The sequence below is a fragment of the Pseudomonas sp. EZ-C24 genome (assembly GCF_014525325.1).
In the GTDB taxonomy this organism is placed as follows: domain Bacteria; phylum Pseudomonadota; class Gammaproteobacteria; order Pseudomonadales; family Pseudomonadaceae; genus Aquipseudomonas; species Aquipseudomonas shirazensis.
Window position 1 is genome coordinate 59,540 of sequence record NZ_JACDIU010000016.1, and the last position, 21,290, is coordinate 80,829.

At 61.6% G+C, this 21,290-nt stretch carries 13 protein-coding genes and 1 pseudogene; 6 read left to right on the forward strand and 8 right to left on the reverse strand.

The features are described from left to right. Nucleotides 1-55: 55 nt before the first annotated feature. Entirely contained in the window at nucleotides 56-682 is a 627-nt protein-coding gene (locus IDM28_RS16505; RefSeq protein WP_150570139.1) for a DUF2062 domain-containing protein, read from the forward strand. Here IDM28_RS16505 and IDM28_RS16510 read toward each other — a convergent pair. From IDM28_RS16510 to IDM28_RS16520, 3 genes are all read right to left on the reverse strand, one after another. Further along, on the reverse strand, nucleotides 566-1,345 hold the full coding sequence (locus tag IDM28_RS16510; RefSeq protein ID WP_103438136.1) for an ABC transporter permease: 780 nt from the start codon (nucleotides 1,343-1,345) through the stop codon (nucleotides 566-568). The genes IDM28_RS16505 and IDM28_RS16510 overlap by 117 nt on opposite strands. Beyond that, nucleotides 1,342-2,274, reverse strand: a complete 933-nt coding sequence (locus tag IDM28_RS16515) for an ABC transporter ATP-binding protein (RefSeq protein ID WP_150570138.1) — start codon at nucleotides 2,272-2,274, stop codon at nucleotides 1,342-1,344. The genes IDM28_RS16510 and IDM28_RS16515 overlap by 4 nt, the downstream gene beginning before the upstream one ends. Before the next feature lie 145 nt (nucleotides 2,275-2,419). After that, nucleotides 2,420-3,043 (reverse strand): glutathione S-transferase, encoded by a 624-nt coding sequence (locus IDM28_RS16520; RefSeq protein ID WP_188036487.1) that lies wholly within the window; start codon nucleotides 3,041-3,043, stop codon nucleotides 2,420-2,422. A gap of 168 nt (nucleotides 3,044-3,211) precedes the next feature. On the opposite strand from IDM28_RS16520, the pseudogene IDM28_RS16525 reads away from it, so the two are divergent. Beyond that, nucleotides 3,212-5,635 (forward strand): annotated as a pseudogene (locus IDM28_RS16525) (acyl-CoA dehydrogenase); the annotation flags it as partial. Between the two features lie 11 nt (nucleotides 5,636-5,646). On the opposite strand, the gene IDM28_RS16530 reads toward IDM28_RS16525, so the two are convergent. Continuing rightward, a complete protein-coding gene (locus IDM28_RS16530) occupies nucleotides 5,647-7,176 on the reverse strand; it encodes a hypothetical protein (RefSeq protein WP_188036489.1) in 1,530 nt (509 codons plus the stop codon). Nucleotides 7,177-7,392: 216 nt separating this feature from the next. Between IDM28_RS16530 and IDM28_RS16535 the strand changes: the two genes are divergently transcribed. From IDM28_RS16535 to IDM28_RS16545, 3 genes are all read left to right on the forward strand, one after another. Further along, nucleotides 7,393-7,803 carry a PA2817 family protein gene (locus tag IDM28_RS16535; RefSeq protein ID WP_150573109.1) on the forward strand — a complete coding sequence of 137 codons (411 nt, stop codon included), beginning with the start codon at nucleotides 7,393-7,395 and terminating at the stop codon, nucleotides 7,801-7,803. A gap of 228 nt (nucleotides 7,804-8,031) precedes the next feature. Further along, the gene (locus tag IDM28_RS16540) at nucleotides 8,032-8,571 is read left to right on the forward strand and encodes a fimbrial protein (protein WP_188036490.1); all 540 of its coding nucleotides are present in this window, start codon (nucleotides 8,032-8,034) and stop codon (nucleotides 8,569-8,571) included. Between the two features lie 56 nt (nucleotides 8,572-8,627). Next, nucleotides 8,628-9,362 (forward strand): molecular chaperone, encoded by a 735-nt coding sequence (locus tag IDM28_RS16545; RefSeq protein WP_101321525.1) that lies wholly within the window; start codon nucleotides 8,628-8,630, stop codon nucleotides 9,360-9,362. Between the two features lie 146 nt (nucleotides 9,363-9,508). On the opposite strand, the gene IDM28_RS16550 is transcribed toward IDM28_RS16545, so the two are convergent. From IDM28_RS16550 to IDM28_RS16565, 4 genes are all read right to left on the reverse strand, one after another. Beyond that, complete coding sequence (locus IDM28_RS16550; protein WP_150573107.1) at nucleotides 9,509-13,225, reverse strand: RHS repeat domain-containing protein; 3,717 nt, start codon at nucleotides 13,223-13,225, stop codon at nucleotides 9,509-9,511. Nucleotides 13,226-13,283: 58 nt separating this feature from the next. Then, nucleotides 13,284-16,106: a hypothetical protein gene (locus tag IDM28_RS16555; RefSeq protein ID WP_188036491.1), complete on the reverse strand. Its 2,823-nt coding sequence runs from the start codon at nucleotides 16,104-16,106 to the stop codon at nucleotides 13,284-13,286. Nucleotides 16,107-16,108: 2 nt separating this feature from the next. Next, nucleotides 16,109-18,520 (reverse strand): hypothetical protein, encoded by a 2,412-nt coding sequence (locus tag IDM28_RS16560; RefSeq protein WP_262500158.1) that lies wholly within the window; start codon nucleotides 18,518-18,520, stop codon nucleotides 16,109-16,111. Between the two features lie 211 nt (nucleotides 18,521-18,731). Next, nucleotides 18,732-20,528 (reverse strand): hypothetical protein, encoded by a 1,797-nt coding sequence (locus tag IDM28_RS16565; RefSeq protein ID WP_150570130.1) that lies wholly within the window; start codon nucleotides 20,526-20,528, stop codon nucleotides 18,732-18,734. Between the two features lie 322 nt (nucleotides 20,529-20,850). Here IDM28_RS16565 and IDM28_RS16570 point away from each other — a divergent pair, with 322 nt between their 5' ends. Then, the gene (locus tag IDM28_RS16570; RefSeq protein ID WP_188036493.1) at nucleotides 20,851-21,288 is read left to right on the forward strand and encodes a hypothetical protein; all 438 of its coding nucleotides are present in this window, start codon (nucleotides 20,851-20,853) and stop codon (nucleotides 21,286-21,288) included. The last annotated feature ends 2 nt before the right edge of the window (nucleotides 21,289-21,290 follow it).

Consider the following 21,290-nt stretch of genomic DNA (forward strand, 5'->3'; position numbering starts at 1 on the left):
CAAGCCATTCCGGGAATCAAGGCATACTTGCCCGATCACTGCCCCGGGAGCCCCCATGCCGCGCCGCCTGTTCAAACGGTACATGCCGGATCCGACCAGCATTCGGGAACACAAGTCCTTACGCTTTTTCGGCAAGCTGCTGCACGACCCCAACCTCTGGCACCTGAACCGCCATTCAGTGGCACGGGCCATGGGCGTGGGCCTGTTTGCCGCATTGATCCCGATGCCGATGCAGATGCTGCTGGCCGCCAGCCTGGCGATCCCGCTGCGGGGCAACCTGCCGATCGCGGTCAGCCTGGTCTGGCTGACCAACCCGCTGACCATGCCGCCGGTGTTCTTCGTCACCTACATGACCGGCGCCTGGCTGTTGCAGACGCCACCACGCAGCCTGCCCGACGACCTCACCTTCGAGTGGATCACCGACCAGCTGGCTACCGTGTGGCAGCCATTTTTGCTCGGCTCAGTGGTGTGCGGCGTGGTGCTGGGCATCGCCGCCTACTTCATCACCATGAGCTACTGGCGCTGGTGGGTCGGCCGCCAGTGGCGCCGCCGCAAGCAACGTACGTCATGCACGCATGCCGCGGCCGCTGACCAGCAGGCGAATGCACAGGGCATACAGCACAGCCGTGGCCACCAGCATGAAGGTGATCGCAGTACCGATACTGATATCCGAAACCCCTAGGATGCCGTAGCGGAACGAGTTGACCATGTGCAGCACCGGGTTCGCCAGCGACACCACCTGCCAGAACGGCGGCAGCAGGCTGATCGAGTAGAACACCCCGCCCAGGTAGGTCAGCGGGGTCAGCACGAAGGTCGGGATGATCGAAATATCATCGAAGTTGCGCGCAAACACTGCGTTGACGAAGCCCAGCAGCGAGAAGATGGTTGCGGTCAACAGCACTACCACCACGGTCACGCCCAGGTGATGCACCTGCAGGTGGGTGAAGAACATCGACAGGATGGTCACGATCACCCCTACCGCCAACCCACGCAGCACGCCGCCGAGCACATAGCCGACGAGAATGGTGTGCGGCGACACCGGCGACACCATCAGCTCCTCGATCGAGCGTTGGAACTTGCTGCCGAAGAAGCTCGAGACCACGTTGCCATAGGAGTTGGTGATCACCGACATCATGATCAGCCCAGGCACGATGTACTCCATGTAGGTGAAGCCACCCATGTCGCCAATCTGCCGACCGATCAGGTTACCGAAGATGACGAAGTACAACACCATGGTGATGGCCGGCGGCAGCAGCGTCTGCGGCCAGATGCGCAGGAAGCGACGCACTTCGCGGTAGACGATGGTATTCAGGGCGACCCAGTTGGTGCGCAATTCCACACTCATACGGCCACCTTCGACAGGTTTTTCTCTACCAGGGACACGAACAACTCCTCAAGCCGGTTGGTCTTGTTGCGCAGGCTCTGCACCTCGATGTTCTGCAAGGCCAGCTGGCCGAACAGCGCGGTGATGCCGATATCCTTGTCGACCTGCACTTCCAGCGTATGCGGGGTGATCAGCCGGCACGGGTAGCCGTGCAGGGCTGGCACCGTGGTCAGGTCCTGCTTCAAGTCCAGCACAAAAGTCTCGACATGCAGCGTGCCGAGCAGTTTGCGCATGCTGGTGTTTTCGACAATCGTGCCGTGGTCGATGATGCCGATGTTGCGGCACAGCTGTTCGGCCTCTTCCAGATAATGCGTGGTCAGAATGATGGTGATGCCTTTCTCGTTGAGCTCGGTGAGAAAGCTCCACATCGACCGACGCAGCTCGATATCGACGCCCGCGGTTGGCTCGTCGAGGATCAACAGGCGCGGCTCGTGAATCAGTGCACGGGCGATCATCAGCCGACGCTTCATGCCGCCAGACAATGAGCGTGATGGCACGTCGCGCTTGTCCCACAGGCCCAACTGGGTCAGGTACTGCTCGGCGCGTTCCTTGGCCAGCTTGGGCGGGATGCCGTAGTAGCCGGCCTGGGTGACGACGATATCGAAGGTCTTTTCAAACTGGTTGAAGTTGAATTCCTGCGGCACCACGCCCAGGCAACGCTTCAGCGCGGCAGGCTCGCGGTCGAGGTCATGGCCAAAGACATTGACGCTGCCGCTGGTCTTGTTGACCAGGGTCGAGAGAATGCCGATGGTGGTGGATTTGCCGGCGCCGTTGGGGCCGAGCAAGGCGAAGAAGTCACCTTCGGCGACATCCAGATCAATACCCTTGAGGGCCTGGAAGCCGTTGCCGTAGGTTTTGGTCAGCTGTCGGATGGACAGAGCAGAACTCATAGCGGGTCACGTACCATTCTAGGAGGTTCAGGACACGCCAGATAAGGTCACTGGCGCAGTGAGTGCGGCCCATGGTGCAAGCCAGGGCCACACAAGTACAGTCATGTGCATTGATAGTGACTATCGAAAGCGCACAGGTGTTCGATCAGGTCAGCGCGGTCATTACCGCCGCTTGATAGGCCGGCCGCGCCTTGAGGCGCTCATACCAGGCCTGCAGATGGGGCAAATCAGGGCGCTCGATGGGCATCTCGAACCACGCGTAGGCGAAACAGCCCAAGGGAATGTCACCCATGCCGATCTGCTCGCCGGACAAGTACGGTTGCCTGGCCAAGGTCTCATCGGCGATCGTCAGCAGGTTGCTACAGGTCTTTAGCGCGGTGTTGATCGCCACCCAGTCGCGTTGCTCCTCGGGCGTGCGCAGGATGCCCCAGAACAGCGGCCGGAACGGCGTGGCCAGGGCTGACGTGGTCCAGTCCATCCATTTGTCCGCCAGGGCGCGCTGGCGTGGATCATCCAGATACCAGCCCTGCTCGCGGCCGTACTGCGCGCAGAGGTAGCGCACGATGGTGTTGGATTCCCACAGGGTCAGGTCGTCGTCCTCGACCATCGGCACCAGGCCATTGGGGTTGCGCGCACGGTAGTGCGGCTCATTGACCAGACCAAAAGCGCCGCCGGCATCGATCGCTTCGAAATCCAGGCCGAGTTCGTGGGCAGCCCACAATACCTTGCGCACGTTGCTCGAGTTCTTGCGACCCCAGATCTTCAGCATGACGACGTCCTTATGAATGCAGAATCTGGAGTCTACTCCAGCGGCCCCCCAGGAAACATGCCCTGACAACACCCGGCGAACTCTTGGCGCCACGACCGGTCACTGAACAGACGAGGCCGTCTATGCTGCTGGGGTCGGCTCAAGCCCAACTTCCAAGGAGGAAGGATTATGTTGCTGTTGTGGTTGCTGGTCCTGGTGATCGGCACGGCGTACCTCACCCACCGGCGTCTGCCACCGTTGCAGATTCTCGCCATCGTTGCCGCCTATACCCTGCTGATGGGCATTTTCAGCACCGCACCCGGCTGGCTGCTGGCGCTCATCTGGCTGGTGCTCGCGGCCAAGACCGCCCTGCTGGTGCTCCACGATTGGCGCCGCAAGATCTTTACCGGGCCGGTGTTCAAGTGGTTCCAGCGCACCCTGCCGCCGATGTCGCAAACCGAGCGCGAGGCGATCGAGGCCGGCACCGTCTGGTGGGATGGCCAACTGTTCAGCGGCCGCCCTGACTGGCACACCCTGCTCGACTACCCCGCGCCGAAACTCACGGAAGAAGAGCAAGCGTTCATCGACGGCCCCACTGACGAGCTCTGTGCGATGGTCAGTGATTGGCAGATCGGCCAGGACCTGGACCTGCCCCCCGAAGCCTGGGCGTACATCAAACAGCACGGTTTCTTCGCCCTGATCATCCCCAAGGAATACGGCGGCAAGGGCTTCAGCGCCTACGCCCACTCCCAGGTGGCGATGAAGCTGGCGACCCGCAGCGGTGACCTCGCCTCGACCGTGATGGTGCCCAACTCGCTCGGCCCGGCCGAACTGCTGCTGCACTACGGCACCGACGAACAACGCAATCACTACCTGCCGCGCCTGGCCCGCGGCGACGATATCCCGTGCTTCGCCCTCACCGGCCCGCTGGCCGGCTCCGATGCCGGCGCCATGCCTGACACCGGCATCATCTGTAAAGGCCAATGGCAAGGCGAGGAAGTCCTGGGCCTGCGCCTGAACTGGGAAAAGCGCTACATCACCCTCGGCCCGGTCGCCACCCTGCTCGGCCTGGCCTTCAAGGCCTATGACCCCGAGCACCTGCTGGGCGAGGAAGAGGAACTGGGTATCAGCCTGGCGCTGATCCCCACCGACACCCCCGGCGTGGAGATCGGCCAGCGCCACCTGCCGCTGGGGGCAGCGTTCATGAACGGGCCGAACAGCGGCAAGGACGTGTTCATCCCGCTGGACTTCCTCATCGGCGGCCAATCCATGCTCGGCAAAGGCTGGATGATGCTGATGAACTGCCTGTCGGTCGGCCGCTCGATCTCCCTGCCAGCGGTCGGCACCGGCGCCGCCAAGTACACCAGCCTGGTCACCGGCCAGTACGCCAACATCCGCGAGCAGTTCAACGTACCCCTGGCCGCCTTTGAAGGCATCCAGGAATCGCTGGCGCGCATCGGCGGCAATGCCTGGCTGATGGACAGCGCGCGCCTGCTCACCGCCAAGGCGGTCGACCTCGGCGAGAAGCCCTCGGTGCTGTCGGCAATTCTCAAGTACCACCTGACCGAGCGCGGCCGCGAGTGCATTCAGCACGCCATGGACGTTCACGGCGGCAAGGGCATCATCATGGGCCCGAACAACTACCTGGGCCGTAACTGGCAAGGCGCGCCGATCTTCATCACCGTCGAAGGCGCCAACATTCTTTCGCGTAACTTGATGATCTTCGGCCAAGGCGCCATCCGCTGCCATCCGTTTGTGCTCAAGGAAATGGCTGCGGCCGGGCACGAAGACCGTGAGCAGGGGCTGAGGACGTTCGATGATCTGCTGCTCAAGCACATCTCGTTCGCCGTCAGCAACGCGGCCAGCACCTTTGTCCTGGGCATTGGCCTGGGGCGCTTCGAGCGGGCACCGGGTGACACCTTGAGCCAGGGCTACTTCCGCGCCTTGAACCGCCAGGCCGCAGCCTTTGCGCTGCTCGCCGATCTGTCGATGATGCTGCTCGGCGGCGCGCTCAAGCGCCGCGAGCGGCTCAGTGCCCGCTTGGGTGACGTGCTCAGCTACCTCTACCTGTCCTCGGCGGCGCTCAAGCGCTACCACGACCTGGGTTCGCCCGAGCACATGCAACCGCTGCTGCGCTGGGCCATGGAAGAAAGCCTCGGCCAGGCGGAAAAAGCCCTGGATCGCCTGCTGGACAACTTCCCCAGCCGCTTCATCGGCTGCGCCCTGCGGGTGCTGGTATTCCCCACCGGCCGCTGCCATACCGGACCGAGTGACGAACTGGATGCGCAGGTCGCCGAACTGATCGGTCGCGGCAAAGGCGACCCGGCGCTCGAGGAATTGCTGGCGGGCTGCTACCGGCCCAATGCCGCCGACGACCCGGTGGGCGCATTGCAACGCGCCAGCGACCTGCTCGATGAGGTCGCCCCGCTGCAACGAACGCTGCACCAGGCCCTCAAGGACGGCACCGTGCGACCCGCGCCCGGCGAGTCGGCCATCGATGCGGCGGTGAACGCAGGCGTACTGCAGCCGCAGGACGGGCAACGCCTGCTCGATGCGCAACAGGCCCGTCGACAGGTGATCGATGTGGACGCGTTCGAACCCGAGCAGCTGGCGCTACAGGCGCCTCAACCGTTGGTCAGTTCAACGAAGCGAGCGGCGTCCAGCGTCGGTACAGGCAGGACAATCGACGCCCAATAGTGGAACTGCGCCTGATCCTGAGTATCTTCTGCCAATAGCACAGTGAAGGGGGACGGGTCGCTCGGGTGTGGCGTAAACACCCCCGCTGTAGACATGCTGCCATTACCACTGATGACGGTCCATCGGACCTGGGCATCAGGCACCTCGACCACACCCCCCCAAGTCTCATAAAACACCTTCAGCTTGACCTTGTTGTAGGCCAACTGCGCCTTGATGTAATGGGACTCTGTGGTGTGCAACGCAACGAAGGTGGACGTTGCACTTTGACCGCCCGCTGTTGCCTTGATGACGTCCGCGCTGATCAGCGTACCGGCGTCGGATCGGCGCGCTACAGGATGCCTGGTTTTATTATTGGCCTCGAGCACGAAGGCTGGCGAGGGTGAATTGGGCGGGTAATAGAACATCTGCCCCTGTTCGTTTACCAAGCGGCCGAGAGCTCGACCCTCAAAGCTCCACTGCACGCTCGGCGCGCCAGGGGGCAAGCTCAGGGCCTGTTTTTCATCACCTGCGCCAACCAACCGAAGCCGAGGCGTAATGGACAGCGGTGGTGCAGCGAGTGCCTGACTGTGGTCTGGACTCGCCACGCTGCTGACGTCATACATGGCCCAATACATCAGCAGTTCAGGTATCAATTGCCCGGCGGTAAATCGCAGGGCAGCCGGCGGCGTGCAGAAGTTGGCAAGCCAGGCCCTATCAACAGGTGGCAGCCCGGTTAATACCTCGGGGAAAAGAATGCTGAGGAACGATAAAACGCCCGCATCCCCTGCACGTGCAGGCGCAGACGCTGGCGTTTCATCAACTGCGGCATGTTCTCCCGATAACGAAGACAACACCAGGTCCATACTGTCGTCGCGTATCGTGTAACTGCCTTTGATGTCGTGCAGCAGCGGACTGACTGGCGGAAGTACCTCATACAAGTTGACCCGAGACGCTGTTTTATAAAACTCGCTCAGCGCTGCCCAATTGTAATCACCGCCCGAGTTTTCGAACGTCGCCTGACCCGACCACTGCAGCCGAACGACCCGCCCCTCGAGCGTCTTGTAACGCAAGTAGCCATTGGCCAGCGGTACCTTGACGGTGAATGTCGTGTCCGCACCCGGCAAGACTTCCAGGATTTCATGAACCCGTCGCTCGGCACGCCCCAATTCCGCGCGAAAGGTAAACTGCGAGTCCTTTACAACGGGCAGGGTCAGGCTGATGGAATGATCGCCGTAGTGCACGCGTGGAACACCCACAGCGAGGGTGCCCACCCGCCACACATTACCCTCGACAATCCGGTCGTACGGTATCTGCTCACTGATGCGCTGCGCATCACGCTGAGCATAAGCCGACCAGGACGCGTTGACGACCTGCTGGTCAAAGACACCGATAAGCAGCGTTGGCGGGTCGACACACAGCGTTTTCAAGGAACTGTCGGGCGTCGTGGGTTGCGCGCGGCGTGGCGTAGTATCAGGCATGGCAAAACTCCTTGTTCTTCAGGTCGCCCATACCAACATTGCGTCACCACACCGCCAACTGACAGTCCTTGCAGTAGACAACACACTCATTGGCAGAACACCCTGTCTGTCGCCCGCCCACATTGAGACGGGGCGATAGCCGTTGGCGCCCATTCGGGACAGGAGGTCGGCCCTGAGCGTATAATTGCGCATTTTCTACGTACTCGAGTTGTTAACATGGCCCACTCCTATCTGGCACACCACCTGCAGCTTCTGCAGCACCTGCGTACCATCCTGGTGGCGCTTGGCGAAGCCGAACAGGTTCCCGAAGAAAGCCACGCGTTGTTCCTCGAGCGTTTCGACGAACTGCTGGAGCGTCTGCCGACCGATCCACTGGAAAGCCAATACCTCGGCCAGGACCTGATCTGTCAGGTCATCCAGCGCTATCCGCAGATCGCCCACCTGGTGCCCCGTGACCTGCTGTGGTTCTTCGGTGGCGACTGCCTGCACTTCATGCCGGACGACGAGCTCGAGCTGTACCAGCAACTGGAAGAAATCCGCTACGACGCCGAACAGCAAGGCGAAGCGTTCGATTGGCATCAACACAAAGAAATGCTGATGCTGTCCAATCGAGGATCTGCGCACTGAACACTGCGGTCTGCCATATCAGGGGCGGCGCGTCAGGCTGACGTGTGCCCCGCCTCTGCGCCCCTTGCGGCGCCCCCATCTGATAATCCACAGGCGCGGGTTAATTAGCCCTACATCCTGCCTGTCGCGTCCCCTTTAATCTGCTCGTCGCTCACATCCACCTAGCGCCGCTCCATCAGCGAGCCTGCTGGGCCTGCCACACACACGAACAGATTCAAGGAACTACCCATGAAAAAGACGTTACTCATGCTTGCCCTGGGAATGGCGAGCAGCACCGTGTTCGCAGCACCCGAAACCGGCCAGATCAACTTTTACGGTACCGTTTACGGCGGTGGCACCTGCCCCATCGAGGTGGTCAACCCGGGCGGCAGCGTCATCCCCCGTGTATCGATGGGTAACTTCACCACCGGCTACTTTGGCGCGAGCGGCACTGCCACCCCAGAAGTGGCATTTGCCTTGCGCGTGACGCCGACCACCTCGTGCGTCATCGCTCCCGGTACCAAAACCAAGGTGACCTTCACGCCATTGCACGGCGTGGTCGGCACCAACCTGTACGGCATTCGCGGTGGCGGCGCCACGGGACTGGGCATCACGATCAAGGACCGGACCCGCACCAAACTCAACCCCACTGTGGCATCTCCCGATTACGACCTGTACCAGTCGCAGCCTACCGACTTGATGTTCTATGCGGCGTATGAGTCCTACGCCGCCAGGGTTGGCGAAGGCCTGGCCGAAGCGGAAGTTTCGTTCCTGGTGAGCCTGCCTTAACACGCACTCCAGGTGCTGGCACCTGGAGTCGATTTCTTTACGCTCGGTCAAACATCATGCAGCCTTTGCCCCGCTCACTGATTACCCTGAGCAGCTGCCTGCTGCTGCTCAGCGCCAGCATGCCTAGCGCGTATGCCGCACTCACCATAAGCCACACGCGAATCGTCCATGAGAGCGCCAAGCGCAGCTCTTCGGTGATTGTCGCAAACCCTTCGAAAACGTCGTACGCCGCACAGGCCTGGGTCAATACCGAGGCCGACGATGCGACCACTGCCGTCCCCCTGATTGCCTCGCCCAGCCTGTTCCGCATCGACCCTGACAATGAACAGACGGTGCAGATCAACGCCCTGCCCAACGACCTGCCGCAAGACCGTGAATCGCTGTTCTATTTCAACCTGCAGGAAATTCCGCAAGCGACGGACACTGGGCAAAACGTCCTCAACATCGCCCTGCGCACACGCATCAAGCTGTTCTACCGGCCCAGCCACCTCAAAGGCCGCCCGGAAGATCGACTCAAGGACCTGGTCTGGTCGGTACAACGGATCGACGGTAAACCGCACCTGGTGGTCGACAATCCCTCGCCCTACCACTTCACCTTCAACCAGCTGGTCATCAGCGGCGCCGGCGTCCGTGAAACCATCACCGCCCACGACATGGCCTTGCCATTGGCCCGCCAGACCTATGCGTTGAAGCAGGTATCGGTCACCAACGGCCTGCAGGTCAGCTTCACCACGATCAATGACTACAGCGGCATCACTGCCGAACGTTCCAGCCCGGTGGGCGTGCAGTGATTCAGCGTCGTTAGCGGCTGGCCGGTAACCACCCGGCCGCAGCCCACAGCAAAAAAAAAGGCCTGTGCATGCACAGGCCTTTGTTCATTCGAGGCAATCCAAGGGCCGCTGTGCCTGCACATGCCAGGTCACACCGCGCCCGTCACTCAAAGCGTTTGTTGCATCGCCAGCCGATCCAACGGGTCGTAGCCGTAAAGGGCGATGGTTGAACGGTCCTCGTCCTTGACGCTGTGCAAGCGCCCCAAGGCATCGTACTGCAGCTCGCGCCCTTCTTCGTCCAGCACCAGGTTGCCATCCAGGTCATAGTCGAGCACGATCCGGCGCGGCGTTTCCTCAAGCCCGCGGACCTCGATACCGGTCAACTGCGCAGGATCGAGCGCATTGTCGAACTGATAGCGGGCGTCAATGGTGCCCCCCTCGAAGCGCGTGCGCACGCGGGTGATGTTGTCCAGGGCGTCCAGATCGAACCGCTGGATCTGGATTTTCTTGCCGTAGGGGTCCACCGGCACGTACGCGTCTTCACCCTCACACTCGTAATGGGTCAATCGGCCTCGCTCGTCGTAGGTGTACGCCTCCTCGCGAAGCCGTTGTCCGCCCTCGCTGAGCGTCTTGGTGACGATCGCATCGACCGCATCGTAGGTCTGCGCCAATACCTGTTGCGCATCGCCAAAATCAAAGTGGCGAGCGGTCTCACGCTCGAAGTCGTCATAGTCCAGGGTGATCTGCACGCTGCGAACAGCCTCATCGGCGTCACGCGTCTGGGTGGTGATCGACGTGTTGCGGCCCAGTGCGTCATAGCTGAAGGTGCTGGTCAGCGTGCCCAGGCTGGTCTGCTCGAGTTGGCCCAGCGGGTTGTAGCTATAGGACTGGACCTGCCCGAGCACATCGGTGTAACTCAACAGGCGACCGGCCAGGCTGTGAACATAAGCCATCTCGTAGCGGGTGCCCTCCTGCACGCGCGCCTCCGACCGCACCTGGCCGGTGCTGAAGTAGGTACGCGAGAGCTCCTCGCCCTGCTCCTTGCAATACAGCAGCCGCGCATTGTGCTTGTCGTAGTCGTATCGCGCCTCGACCCCGGAGCCAATCACCGCCCGCTGCAAGGGTTCCTCACCCAACTGCGGCAGGTACTCATAGCGGATGACCTGGCCACTGGGGGTGACCACCGACTCCGGCTGGCGCATGCCATCGGCGTACTGCAGCACCCGCCGACGGCCACCGGTGATGGTCTCGACCATGCGATCGAGGCCGTCGAACACCTGTTCACCCAGCACACTCTGGGTGGCACCGTCGGCATGCCGCACCTTGATCAGCACCGGCAGGTCTTCATCGCTGTGCTCGGCATACTCGCGCAGCACCTGCGCGCCATCGGCCAGGGTATGCGTGTGCAGGCGGTCGAACTCGTCGTAGGCGAAGGCGGTCTGCGCACCACGGCCGTCGATTTCTCGCGCCGTCCGGCCCAGGCCGTCATAGAAGTACTGGTGCAGGCTCTCGCGCGCATCGTCACAGCGCAGACGTTCGACGCGTACCGGCTTGTCGAACAGATTGTTCCAGATGACGGTCTTGCCAGTGCGCACACGGCCATCCGCCGACTCACGCCACTGGGTGAGGATCGGCCCGTTCGATTCTGGCGTGCCGATCGGATCGACCTGCTCGTGGTTGCGCACGCCGTCGGGGCCGATCACACAGCTGCGCTGGCCCCAACCGTCGTATTCGAAGCGGGTGCGCAGCGGCAGGTCGTCCAACGCCAGCCACTCGTGCTCGATCTCTTCACACAGATTGCCGAGGGCATCGTAGCGGGCACTGTAGCTCAGCCGCGGCGCTTCCTGGGCCAGCCGGGTCGTCGCGTAGTCAGGGTCCTGGCGCATCTGCCGGACCACCCGGTTGAGGCCGTCGACGTAGCTCCAGGTAGTGACGCCCTTGACGTCCGTCATGACCTGCACCGCCTGGTTGCCCGTGGCCGACAGGTAGTAGCTGTAGGCGCGCGCGGCCTTGAATGCTTCCTCGTTCGGCGAGACGGTTTCGCGCACTACACGCCTGAGCGGGTCGTACTCGTAGGCAATCTGCACCTGATTGTCGTCATAGTTGAGCAGCGGCTCACCGATCAGCACCGAGTGGTGCAGGGTGGTGACTTTTTGCGTTTTATCGAACCCCGTCCGGGTAGCCACCGTCTCCACCACCGGGTGCCGGTCGACCACGCGCTGGGCGTAGCGGTAGTCGGTACGGGTGCGCTTGCCGCCAAGGGTGCGCATCTCGCTCAGGCGCCGGCCATGCAGCAGCGGATCGGCCAGCGCGGCCGCGTACTCGACCTGGGTGCGGCTGAGGACAGTGCCGTCACTCACACGCACCAGCACTTCGCTGTCCTGCAACAGCTCGCCCTTGGCCTGAGCATCGAGGGCGGCCAGCGCGATGTAGGTGTAATCGCGGCGCAGGGCCTCGGCCTGGCCCTCACCGTCGGCGGCCGGCAGCTGGACCTGCGACTTGAGCGTGCGCACAAAGCCTTCCGGATCGCGCGGGCAGCCCTGGCTTTGCGTGGCCGGGTAATAGCTGTAGTGGGTTTGCATCCCATTGGCCTGGACCTCGCGGATGAGGTTGCCGTGGGTGTCGTAGTCGGTGGCGGTCACTTCACTGCGGCGAGCCTGGGGGTTGCCTTGCAAGCGCCACTCGGTGGTCACCGTCTGGGGCAACTGGAAATGTTCAGGCTGGTCGGCGAACGGCAGATCGCTGAGCTCGTGATAGGTGGTTGTCGCCGTTTCGATGCAGCCTTGCTGGGTGGTGACCTGGGCGGTGAGCAAGTGGAAACGGTTGAACTCGCGGGTGATCGTGCGCAGCGCGGCGCCGTCCTGGTAGTGACTGGCCGTCGAGCTGTAGACGAAGCGTGAGCCGGTAAACTTGTACAGGTTGTCCAGACCATCGTTATCCCAGCTCACCCCGGTGCCATTGCCGAGGAAGTTGTTGCTGCTGAACGCGTAGTGCGTCTCGACGTCCGGCTGCCCGGCGCCCGGGCTGATGACATGGCGTCGCACGTACGGCACTGTGCGCCCCTGGCCGCCGGGCAAGGCATGGCCGTCATCCTTGTACTCGATCACTTCGCGGGCACCGACCGGGGTCTGCATGGCGGTCAGGCAGCGCAGCTCACCCACCCGACGATAGGTGAAGGCCCAGCATGCCTGGTCGGCGGTCGGCAACACGACCTTGCCCAGCTCATCACCCGAACGTTCGAGGGTGTAGCGCGCAAAGGCTTCAGTGCCGGGATTGAGGTCGATCTTCACCTGCGCATTGCCGCTGTAATCGATCGCCAGCAGGGTGCGCGGGCGTCCGTCGAGCAGCGTGTCATCGGTGATCGTTTCGAGGCAAGGCGCGCCGTTTACCACGCGGTAGCTCAGGCTGATGCCGTGGCCGCTGGCGGCCAGTACGCGCACTGGCAGCGCCACCGAGTAATCCGGTGCCTGCGGTTCAAGCACCTCGATCAGGCCGGACTTGTGGGCGATGCGCAAACGCTCCTGCGCACCCTCGCTGACATTCTCGAAGTGAAAGCTGTCGATCTTGCGTTCAGGGATCACTGCCGTCTGGCCAGGCCCATTGTCGGCCACCTTGAAGCTTTCGCCGGTGTGCAGGCCGAGCATGCCGGTGGTGACGTCGAACTGGGTCAGGTTGAGGCTCCAGCCGACGCCGAAGCCGCTGTCCTGAATGTTCAATGGGTTGTAGCGCAGGCTCAGTGGCAGGTTGGGCCCACTTAGGTGGTTGGCCGGCAGCTCGGGCAGTGCGATGGCCAGGGAATAGAACCCGGTGCGCGGGTCGACACTGCCCTGCACGAAGCTGAGGAAGTTGAAGGCGTTGGAGTGAATCAGGGTTTGCGTCGTCATAGGATCGTTTTCGTTCTGATAGCGATGGAAAGTCGCCCCGCGAAGGGGCGACCCACACTTACTGAAGGTCCAGCGTCAGGGTGTTGCGACTGTCTGCTCCGGCACCGAAGGTGACCTTGAGCCGATGCGCAATGCCGAAGTTGTCGATCAGGGTGAACGACAGCGGCGTGTCCAGGACTTTGCGGTAATTGGTGCCTGCGGTGTCATACCAGTAGGCGAGGTTCGGCACCCGATCCAGAGTCAATAGCAGGCTGCCTTCAGCGACGTCTTCCTGGCCCTTGAAGCCATAGTCGAGTTCCTTGAAAGCCACTTGCCGTTCTTGCGCCAACAGCTGCAACTCGGCCTGGTATTCGATACCTGTCGATGTCGGCACTGCGTCCCGGTAGCGGCGCGGTTTGAAGGCGTAGCCGGTGTACGTGCAATACGACTCCTTGAGCAGTTCGCTTTCCCAGCGGATCATCGACGCTTTATCGAAACTAACACTGGTGAATTGCGTGTCCCTTGCGCTGATCACCCAGTAATCGGTGGTGTAGTGCCAGTAGTTGAAGGTATCCAGTGGCTGGCCGTGATCGAAGCCCATGCGACGGGCCACGCGCTTGGGCGCGATCGCGTAGTTGCCAAGGTTCGGTGGCGGTACCACCACCCCTTCGAGCTGCACGACGCCCTTGGTTTCGTCCTTGAGCTCGGAGTAATGCCAGGCATTGGCATGATCCTGGAACTTGGCCTTGAACTTGCGAACCTCTGCCTCCAGGCAATGCACGTACACCGTGACGATGCGTCGGGCATCAGCCGGCGCCAGCTGCGGTGCCGGCGTGGCCTGGGCGCTGCGGTTGGCGGTTGGCAGGTAGTCGAAGCGATTGCGCACCTTGCTCACCGCCCAGTGCTTGCCGTCGCCGGGTTTATCCGGGTCAAGCCCTTCGCGCCCGGGCAGCAGGTAATCGACTTCAGTGCCGTCCTCATGCAGGATCACCAACGTCGACAGCTCCAGGTCGCTGACCGGGTCCCAGGCCGTACCGTCATCGTCCTCGAACGAGTTGGTTTCAAGCAGGATATCGATGCCCACCTGCTGCAACCCATTGGCCAGCACCCGGTTACGGTTGGCGTTGTTGAGCGAAACCTCGAACCTGTTCAGGGTTTTCCAGCGCGCGCGCAGGCTGGCCATTTGTTGCGGGCTGTTACGCTGGTGTTCAATCACCGCAAAGCCGGCGTGCATACCGGCGATGCCGGCGACCACGCTGACCTCGCCCGCGCCGCTCTCAGGCGCCGTGTACTCACCGGTCGCTCGGTCGATTTCGCCGGCACCGAACAGTACCCAGTCATCAGCGGGGAAATCGGCCAGGGCGAACGTCTGAACACCACTGGCGGGCATCGTGCTCACATGGAAGGGTTCTACGTTCAACACTGGCGTGTAGTTGAGAATCGCCACGGTCGCATAACCGCTGTCCGCGCCACGGGTGACCTTGATCCGCTGCAGCACGACCTGCGCCGCACCGGTCTGATCCTTGGGCACGAACTGCGCCGTACCCAGGTTTGCCGGGTCGGGCTGCAGACTGCCGTGCGCTGCGCCCTCCAGCTCCCAGCGCAGGCCGTCACTCTGCGACGCGCGCAGGCTGACGGGGCCATCGCCCTTGCCCCACAGCACCACCCTCGGCGAGATGGCCAGGGACTCGCTGGACTCGACCAGCAACGCCGTACGCGGCTTGCTGTCCGCTGCATCGGCCACGTGTGCGGTGACCACCACCACTTGCTGATCGCTGACGAAATCTTCGCGCGCAGATGCGGTATAGCGGCCTTGACTGATCGCACCGCACGCACGTGGATGGACGAGGTTGCGCGCCGACCATGCGCTGGCGGGTGTTCCGTTCAGCTTGTAACTGACCTGCCGGGAGGCCGCGACACTGCTCAGGGCGGGTTGCAGGTCACTGCTTTGCGCAGTGGCCTCGAGGTCACCGAACAGAATCATGTCGTGCGGCAGGTGCTCTTCGCTCATGCGCACCTGATAAGCCTGGGGTAGCAGCATGCGCGTCAGGGTATTGCTGGCCTTCTGGCCCAACAGCGGCGCACGAAGTCTGTCGACCAGCAGGGCGGCATTGTAGTTGCCGCCACCGGTATCCTTCGCCGGCAGCAGGTACGGCAGCGCCGAAGGGGCGTCACCTGCGGCGGCACTACCGCGCAACTGCAGGAGCAGCAGCACGGCACCATCGTCTGCCGGTGACGCGCCGCTGCCAGCGCCTTGCGGTGCTTTCTGCGCGACTACATTGAAATCGGCCACCGAGGTTGCGTCATAGCCGAGCATGTCGAGGGTCATCACCGGCAGTATCCACTCGGGGCGTTGCTCACCGAGTTGCTGCTGGATGAAGTTACCCATTGCGCGCCTGGCGATATCGCTCATCCCCAGGTTGCAGGTGGGCTCAGTGGCAGCCCCCAGGTCCAGGATCAACTGGCTCTGGCCGGACGCTTCCAGCGGGACCACCTGCAGCACCGCCTGCATTTCCAAGTGATAGCCCATGCCCTGCAGCAAGCGATGGCTGCGGCGCAGCCAGTCGGGGGCGCCTGGATGCTGGCCGATCGCGTAGCAGGTACCGGCGATCAGCTCCATGCTGACCGTGACCTGCGCCGTTTTCCCGCTGGCATGCTTGAACGACAGCTGAGGCGGGCCGAGCATGAGGTTGTCGAAGACGACCTTCTCGGTGCGGTTTTCTATGAAGTACTCGCCGCTGATCGGCAAGGTGAAATCCTGGGTCGCGAACGCATCGACGAATTGCGATTCAAGCAACTGATTGAAGCGATTACGTCCCAGCGCGAGGATCGCGCCCCAACCATGCAGGGCATCGCCCTTTTTCAGCTCATCGAGCAGGGTTTGTTTAGCGTTGCCAGTCATGATCAGCCCTTCCTTTGAGTGCTGTGCGCGTGCACATGCTCGACCAATTCGGTGTAGGCCTGGTCATATGGCATCGGCAAGATGGTGTAGCTCCAGACAAGGGCCGGAGAAGTCTTGTCAACCGCGGCAACGATGATGTAGTCACCCTCGGCACCTGGCGTGTAGATCCCTGTTTCAGCCAGGGTGCCCTCACCCTTGACCAGGAACCACAGGGTATTTTCAGGTGGCACCTCCACCGAGCCGCCGCCCCAGCTCTGCCCCCACAAGCCCAGTTTGAGCGTATTGCCCGGTTGCGCAGTGACCTTGAGTTCGGCGGTGGTGGGCATCCAGGGCAGGACGACATCCATGGTCTCTGTTTGTGCACCCGCACTCACCTTGACCGTATCCAGCTGCATCAGGGAGTCGACCGTGCCGCTAGCGCCCGGTTGTTTGGTCGGCGCGACATAGATCCGCACCTCCTGGTCCACTGGGATGTCCAGGTCCGAGTCTTCAGCGCCCGGCGTGCGCAAGGTGCCTTTGGCCCCGGGTGCCATCGACCAGGTCAACGGGGCGCCCAGGCTACCGCCGGTCACGACATAGCGGGACGGTTTCGCAGGCGGCTCGCTGGAGAATTGGCCACTGAGCAGGAAGGGGAAGACCGACACGCTGCGGGGAACGACGGTCACCAACGCGCGGCTGAGCTGGTCGCCGACCTTGGCGGTAACGATGACCCGCTTCGACGTACCGGTGATGGTTTCGCTGGCCGGCGCGCTATACACACCGTTGACGATCGTGCCTTTGTCGCCGGTCTCCCCTGGCAGGTGGTCGACAGTCCAGGTCACCGTACCCGAAGGGCGTGGCGTCAGCTGGAAGGTTTGGCTGGTACCCGCAGAGAGCGAGGCATTCAGCGGTTCGACGGCGAATGCGGTGAGCTTGGGTGCCAAGGTGCCCAGCAGTGACAGGTCACCAGGGGCCTGGAGGCTCTCCGGCTCGGCAGCCTGCTCGCTGCGAAACAGCAGGCTGTTCAAGCGCAGGACGTCCAGCGAGACCCCGGCGGCATCTACGGCAGCGGTAAAGGTATCGAACTTCTCGACGACCTGAGCCAGGAGTTTGGGGGCAGTATCACGGCGAATGTAATCCTGGAAGGGGCCGATATTCCAGTTGGTATCGTCCACCTGCTTGACGTCCACAGTGGACGTGACCGCGTCACCCTTGAAAATGACACTGCCTTTGCGCGCACCACTGGTCTGCAGTTCCGATACGAACTTTTTGGTGCAGGTAAAGGTAAACTCAGCCTTTCGGCCCTCTGCCACTACCCACGACTCGGCATATTTGAATCGGGATGAGAAGGTGCCGACCGCCACGGCGCGCCACGAGAAAACAATGTTGTTGTCTTCCACACGGAAATTCAGCGCGCTACGGCTCGGCTGCAGATCGAAGGCATCATAGGCCTGCCATGTCACCCAGTTATCGCCATCGAAGTCATCGCGGCCGGCCGGGAACGCGACATTGGCTGAGCCGAACTCAACCCCTACATTGAAACCATTCTCCACCACATAGGTCGGCACGGTTTCGGTAAAGCCAGGCACACTTCTGAGCAACTTCACCAGTACCTGCTGGGTCCAGCTGGCATTGCTCAAGAGCACGTTCATGGTGTACGGCGCATGACCACTGTTCGGCGCAGGCTCGGGCAGCAAGTACGGCATGTCCTGGTCACGGGTTGGAAAATCGCCCCCCTTCGCGCCGTTGAAGGCGACACCGATCACCACTGCGCCCTCTTCTTGCTCAGCCCGATCGGTGCTGGCTACAGATTGCCCGGCGTTGGCCAAGGAATGGGTGCGTACCGCAAACGAGGTGGGGTTGAGCTCACCCTCGACCGGCTTCAGCGTGTTCAGCTCCCACACCCGCTCCTCGATCGGTAGCGCGGCAAAGCTCCGCTGAATAGCGGCGCCGACCTTTTCGTTCAAGTCTTTCCAGCTCGACACTTCGAAGGTGTAGCCCGAACCCTCGGAGAGGTCCAGGGTCACCCGTCCCTGATCGGTGATAGTGCCGTTGTTACTTTGGTTGAGGTTGATATTCATGCGCACGGCCGGTGCACTCAGCGGGTCGAGCCGCGACAGCCCCACCAGTTCGATCTGCTCACTGCCGGTCTTTCTGCGCAACTGTTTGAGTTTGCCACCTTGCATAGACATGCTCAAACGGGCCGCCGAACTGCTGATGTTCGAATTGACGAAGGACAGGCTCGGCTTATCCATTGTCAGTTCGGAAACATCGGTCCAGCTGCCGCCTTCGGTTTCCACTCGCACGCTGATCGGTTTCAACCAACGGCTGTTGTCAAAGCGTTCGATATGTTCCTGCGCCAACAGCATGTTGGTTTTGAAACGGTCATACACCAACAGCGCACCCCAGCCTTTGGTGCGGGGTTCACGTTTCAAGTAAGTTAAATAATTTGCGAATGTAAGCTTAGCCATCAGGGTCTTTCTCCTAACCTATCGAGTCGTCATGAACAATTCTGCGAATTGCATGGAATTGCAGGCGATATGAATCGCCAGATAAACCTGGAGTCGATTTGGATTGTTTGCTATCAGTCAGTGTCCTGGAAGGCAGCTTGACAACGTGCCAACCGGGGTTATTGAATGGTATGAACTAGCGGTTCAACGTTAATGTGATACTACGAAACGGCGTGTAATAGTCCCCGCCGTCAAAACTGAGTCGTGGCGAAAGTGTGAAACGTTCGCCCATTACCAGCCCTTGCAGGAATGCCCTGGGCAACTTTGCCTGTACCCCTTTCTCGGCTTGCTCGGCCGTGACCGGAACGCTGTCGAGAATCACCTCCTCGACCTCGCCCGTTGCCGTCAGGCCGCTGGCTACCAGCGTCAGCAGTTGGCCTTCTTTGCCGAACAGCCAGGTCCCCAACGTCAGGTCGGCACCCGCAGCAGGAACCCTCGACAGTGACAGCCCCCCCGCATCAGCCTGGGTACAGTTGATCTGCGGGTAGTTGGCGCTGGGCACCGGCGTGATCCGAAGGTTGTACGGCAGCGAGTCGACATGGCCGTTAGCTCCGATCAACCGGTAGAACACCGGAAAACGCCTGGACTCGTCCCGGTCACCGCGGCCAAAGTTCGCCGGCACATAGTCTTGCGGAATGAGGAAGCGCAGGGGGTTGGCCTCGCTGACCGGTGACTTGGCGACATACTGGCCCAGCGCTGACTGGCCCATCCAGTGAACCTCGGCTCGCTCGCCCGGGGCCAGGGTGTCTGGGGGCACCACCACATAGACTCCGCCTCGGGCCTCGAGAGCGGGTATCCGGCCTGAGCCAGGCGCGTTTTCCGGGATGGCACTTCGGACATCAGCGGCAAGCAAGGTGCGTATCAATGCCACATTGATCAGCAGCTCCCTGGAGCCCAGACTGGCGCCCTCGCGCCCATACTGGTAGGTCAAGCGCACGCTCGCGCCCGCGTTGTGCACCAGGTTTTCGGCAGGCACTCGGAAATACATCGAATCCGCCGTCACGCTGCTGAGGTCTACCCGCGCCGCCTGGATCAGGTCACCCGCCGGGCTACGCCAATGCAGCACGACATGGTCCGACACAGCCATCCCCGGATAACCTGGCACGCGAAGGGTCAAACCGTTGCGAAAGCGTGCCGGGTCCAACGGCTCGCCCTCGGTGTGGCCCTCGATGGCGGGTGCATCGAGCAGGCCGGGGAGCGTTGCGCTCGAGTCGATCTTCCAGCGCTGCGCAGGCGAGTCCAGGCTGCTACCGTCAGCCAGGGCAATGCGGTAATGGCCTTCTACACATCCGTCTTCGAGGAAACTGAACCAGTTCTTGGGAACGTTGGCGGACAGCGGCTTCTTGTCGAAATGGTCTTTGTCCACCGTCAGCACAGTCGACCAGTCATCGTCCTCGACCCCATCTTCGTCGTAGCCCACCAGCTTCACGGTGATCTTGTCACCGACCTGCATGGCCTGGTAAGGCGCGACCACCAGCGTGATGACCCCATTGGAGGGCAACGCCCGTGGCTGCAGGGTCAGGTCATGCGAGGGCAAGGCATGCAGCACCGACAGGGTTTCCGCCGCGGGCTTTGGACGCAGGCCCAGGTAGCAGATCTTGCGCAGTGATTCCGGCCCTTCGTTGACGCTATAGGAATACACCGCCAGCCCCCCTGCGGCGGCGCGAATATCTTCATTCTTGATAATGACTGGATGACCGCTCACCAGATCATCCGGGCCCACCTGACGTACGGCCCCGACATCGTCGAACGGCTCGCCGCTGATACTGGCGCCTATCCAACGCGGCCGGAGCAAGTCACCATCTTGCATACCGGTATATTTGATATAGGTCAGCAGGTCCTGGTTACCCAACGCATCCAGGTCCAATTCATTCGATTCATTCAAATCAGGAACTGACGGTTCTTCGAGCCCTGCCGTCTGTTGCACACTCATGTTTAGCGACCTCAAATCAGAGACGGAACTTATTTAACCGCCGCATCGCCAGCGGTTGCCGGGCCTCAGTTATAAGCCGGGTTGAATGAGTCGAACAGCTGGCACAACTACTAGGCTGCTCACGGTGAACTCACCAGCCCTCTGGATTCGCCAGCTTGCGGCCAGCCTGCGCGCACCTGTGAATGTTACGAGGTGCGCACCCAGTCAAACTCTCCTAGCCTGCCAATCTTCAAACAGCGCTGCACGGCACCCGCCAATTGTGCTCACACAGGCGCTGCACGCACGTGTGAACCAAACTATTAATTCACGAGGTTAGTGTTTCATGACCCATAACAACGCACGCTTGCAATCTGCGGTGATCATCGTCAGCGATCCCGATCAAGATTCAAAGATTCTCAATATCCCGGCAGATGCCAACGGTCGAACCTTCACACTGGACCTCACCCGAGGCGATACCCAACTGGGCAGACCGCGCAAGATTCAAATGGACGACTTACCGTCTGCCACACGCATCACACTCGCGTCCAGACAACTGAACAGTGACGGTACACCACAGTGGTGGATGCGTTTGAAAACCACTCACCAGACTTCAAAGTTGGACAACCATGACGTCGATTACTTCGTTAATGGTTATCTGGCGAACGACTTTATCAAGGAAGGCCTGGGCATCGTCGTCGATGCAAAGACTGAAAATAATATAACCCGCGACACCCTCGGCAAAGTCACCGTCGACACGTCCCCTGTCCCCCCCACCCACTGAGC

What these genes read in the sequence shown, in the direction of transcription:
- IDM28_RS16505 (WP_150570139.1), top strand. Translation starts at nt 56, where the DNA reads ATGCCGCGCCGCCTGTTCAAACGGTACATGCCGGATCCGACCAGCATT.
- IDM28_RS16510 (WP_103438136.1), bottom strand. Translation starts at nt 1,345, where the DNA reads ATGAGTGTGGAATTGCGCACCAACTGGGTCGCCCTGAATACCATCGTC.
- IDM28_RS16515 (WP_150570138.1), bottom strand. Translation starts at nt 2,274, where the DNA reads ATGAGTTCTGCTCTGTCCATCCGACAGCTGACCAAAACCTACGGCAAC.
- IDM28_RS16520 (WP_188036487.1), bottom strand. Translation starts at nt 3,043, where the DNA reads ATGCTGAAGATCTGGGGTCGCAAGAACTCGAGCAACGTGCGCAAGGTA.
- IDM28_RS16530 (WP_188036489.1), bottom strand. Translation starts at nt 7,176, where the DNA reads ATGCCTGATACTACGCCACGCCGCGCGCAACCCACGACGCCCGACAGT.
- IDM28_RS16535 (WP_150573109.1), top strand. Translation starts at nt 7,393, where the DNA reads ATGGCCCACTCCTATCTGGCACACCACCTGCAGCTTCTGCAGCACCTG.
- IDM28_RS16540 (WP_188036490.1), top strand. Translation starts at nt 8,032, where the DNA reads ATGAAAAAGACGTTACTCATGCTTGCCCTGGGAATGGCGAGCAGCACC.
- IDM28_RS16545 (WP_101321525.1), top strand. Translation starts at nt 8,628, where the DNA reads ATGCAGCCTTTGCCCCGCTCACTGATTACCCTGAGCAGCTGCCTGCTG.
- IDM28_RS16550 (WP_150573107.1), bottom strand. Translation starts at nt 13,225, where the DNA reads ATGACGACGCAAACCCTGATTCACTCCAACGCCTTCAACTTCCTCAGC.
- IDM28_RS16555 (WP_188036491.1), bottom strand. Translation starts at nt 16,106, where the DNA reads ATGACTGGCAACGCTAAACAAACCCTGCTCGATGAGCTGAAAAAGGGC.
- IDM28_RS16565 (WP_150570130.1), bottom strand. Translation starts at nt 20,528, where the DNA reads ATGAGTGTGCAACAGACGGCAGGGCTCGAAGAACCGTCAGTTCCTGAT.
- IDM28_RS16570 (WP_188036493.1), top strand. Translation starts at nt 20,851, where the DNA reads ATGACCCATAACAACGCACGCTTGCAATCTGCGGTGATCATCGTCAGC.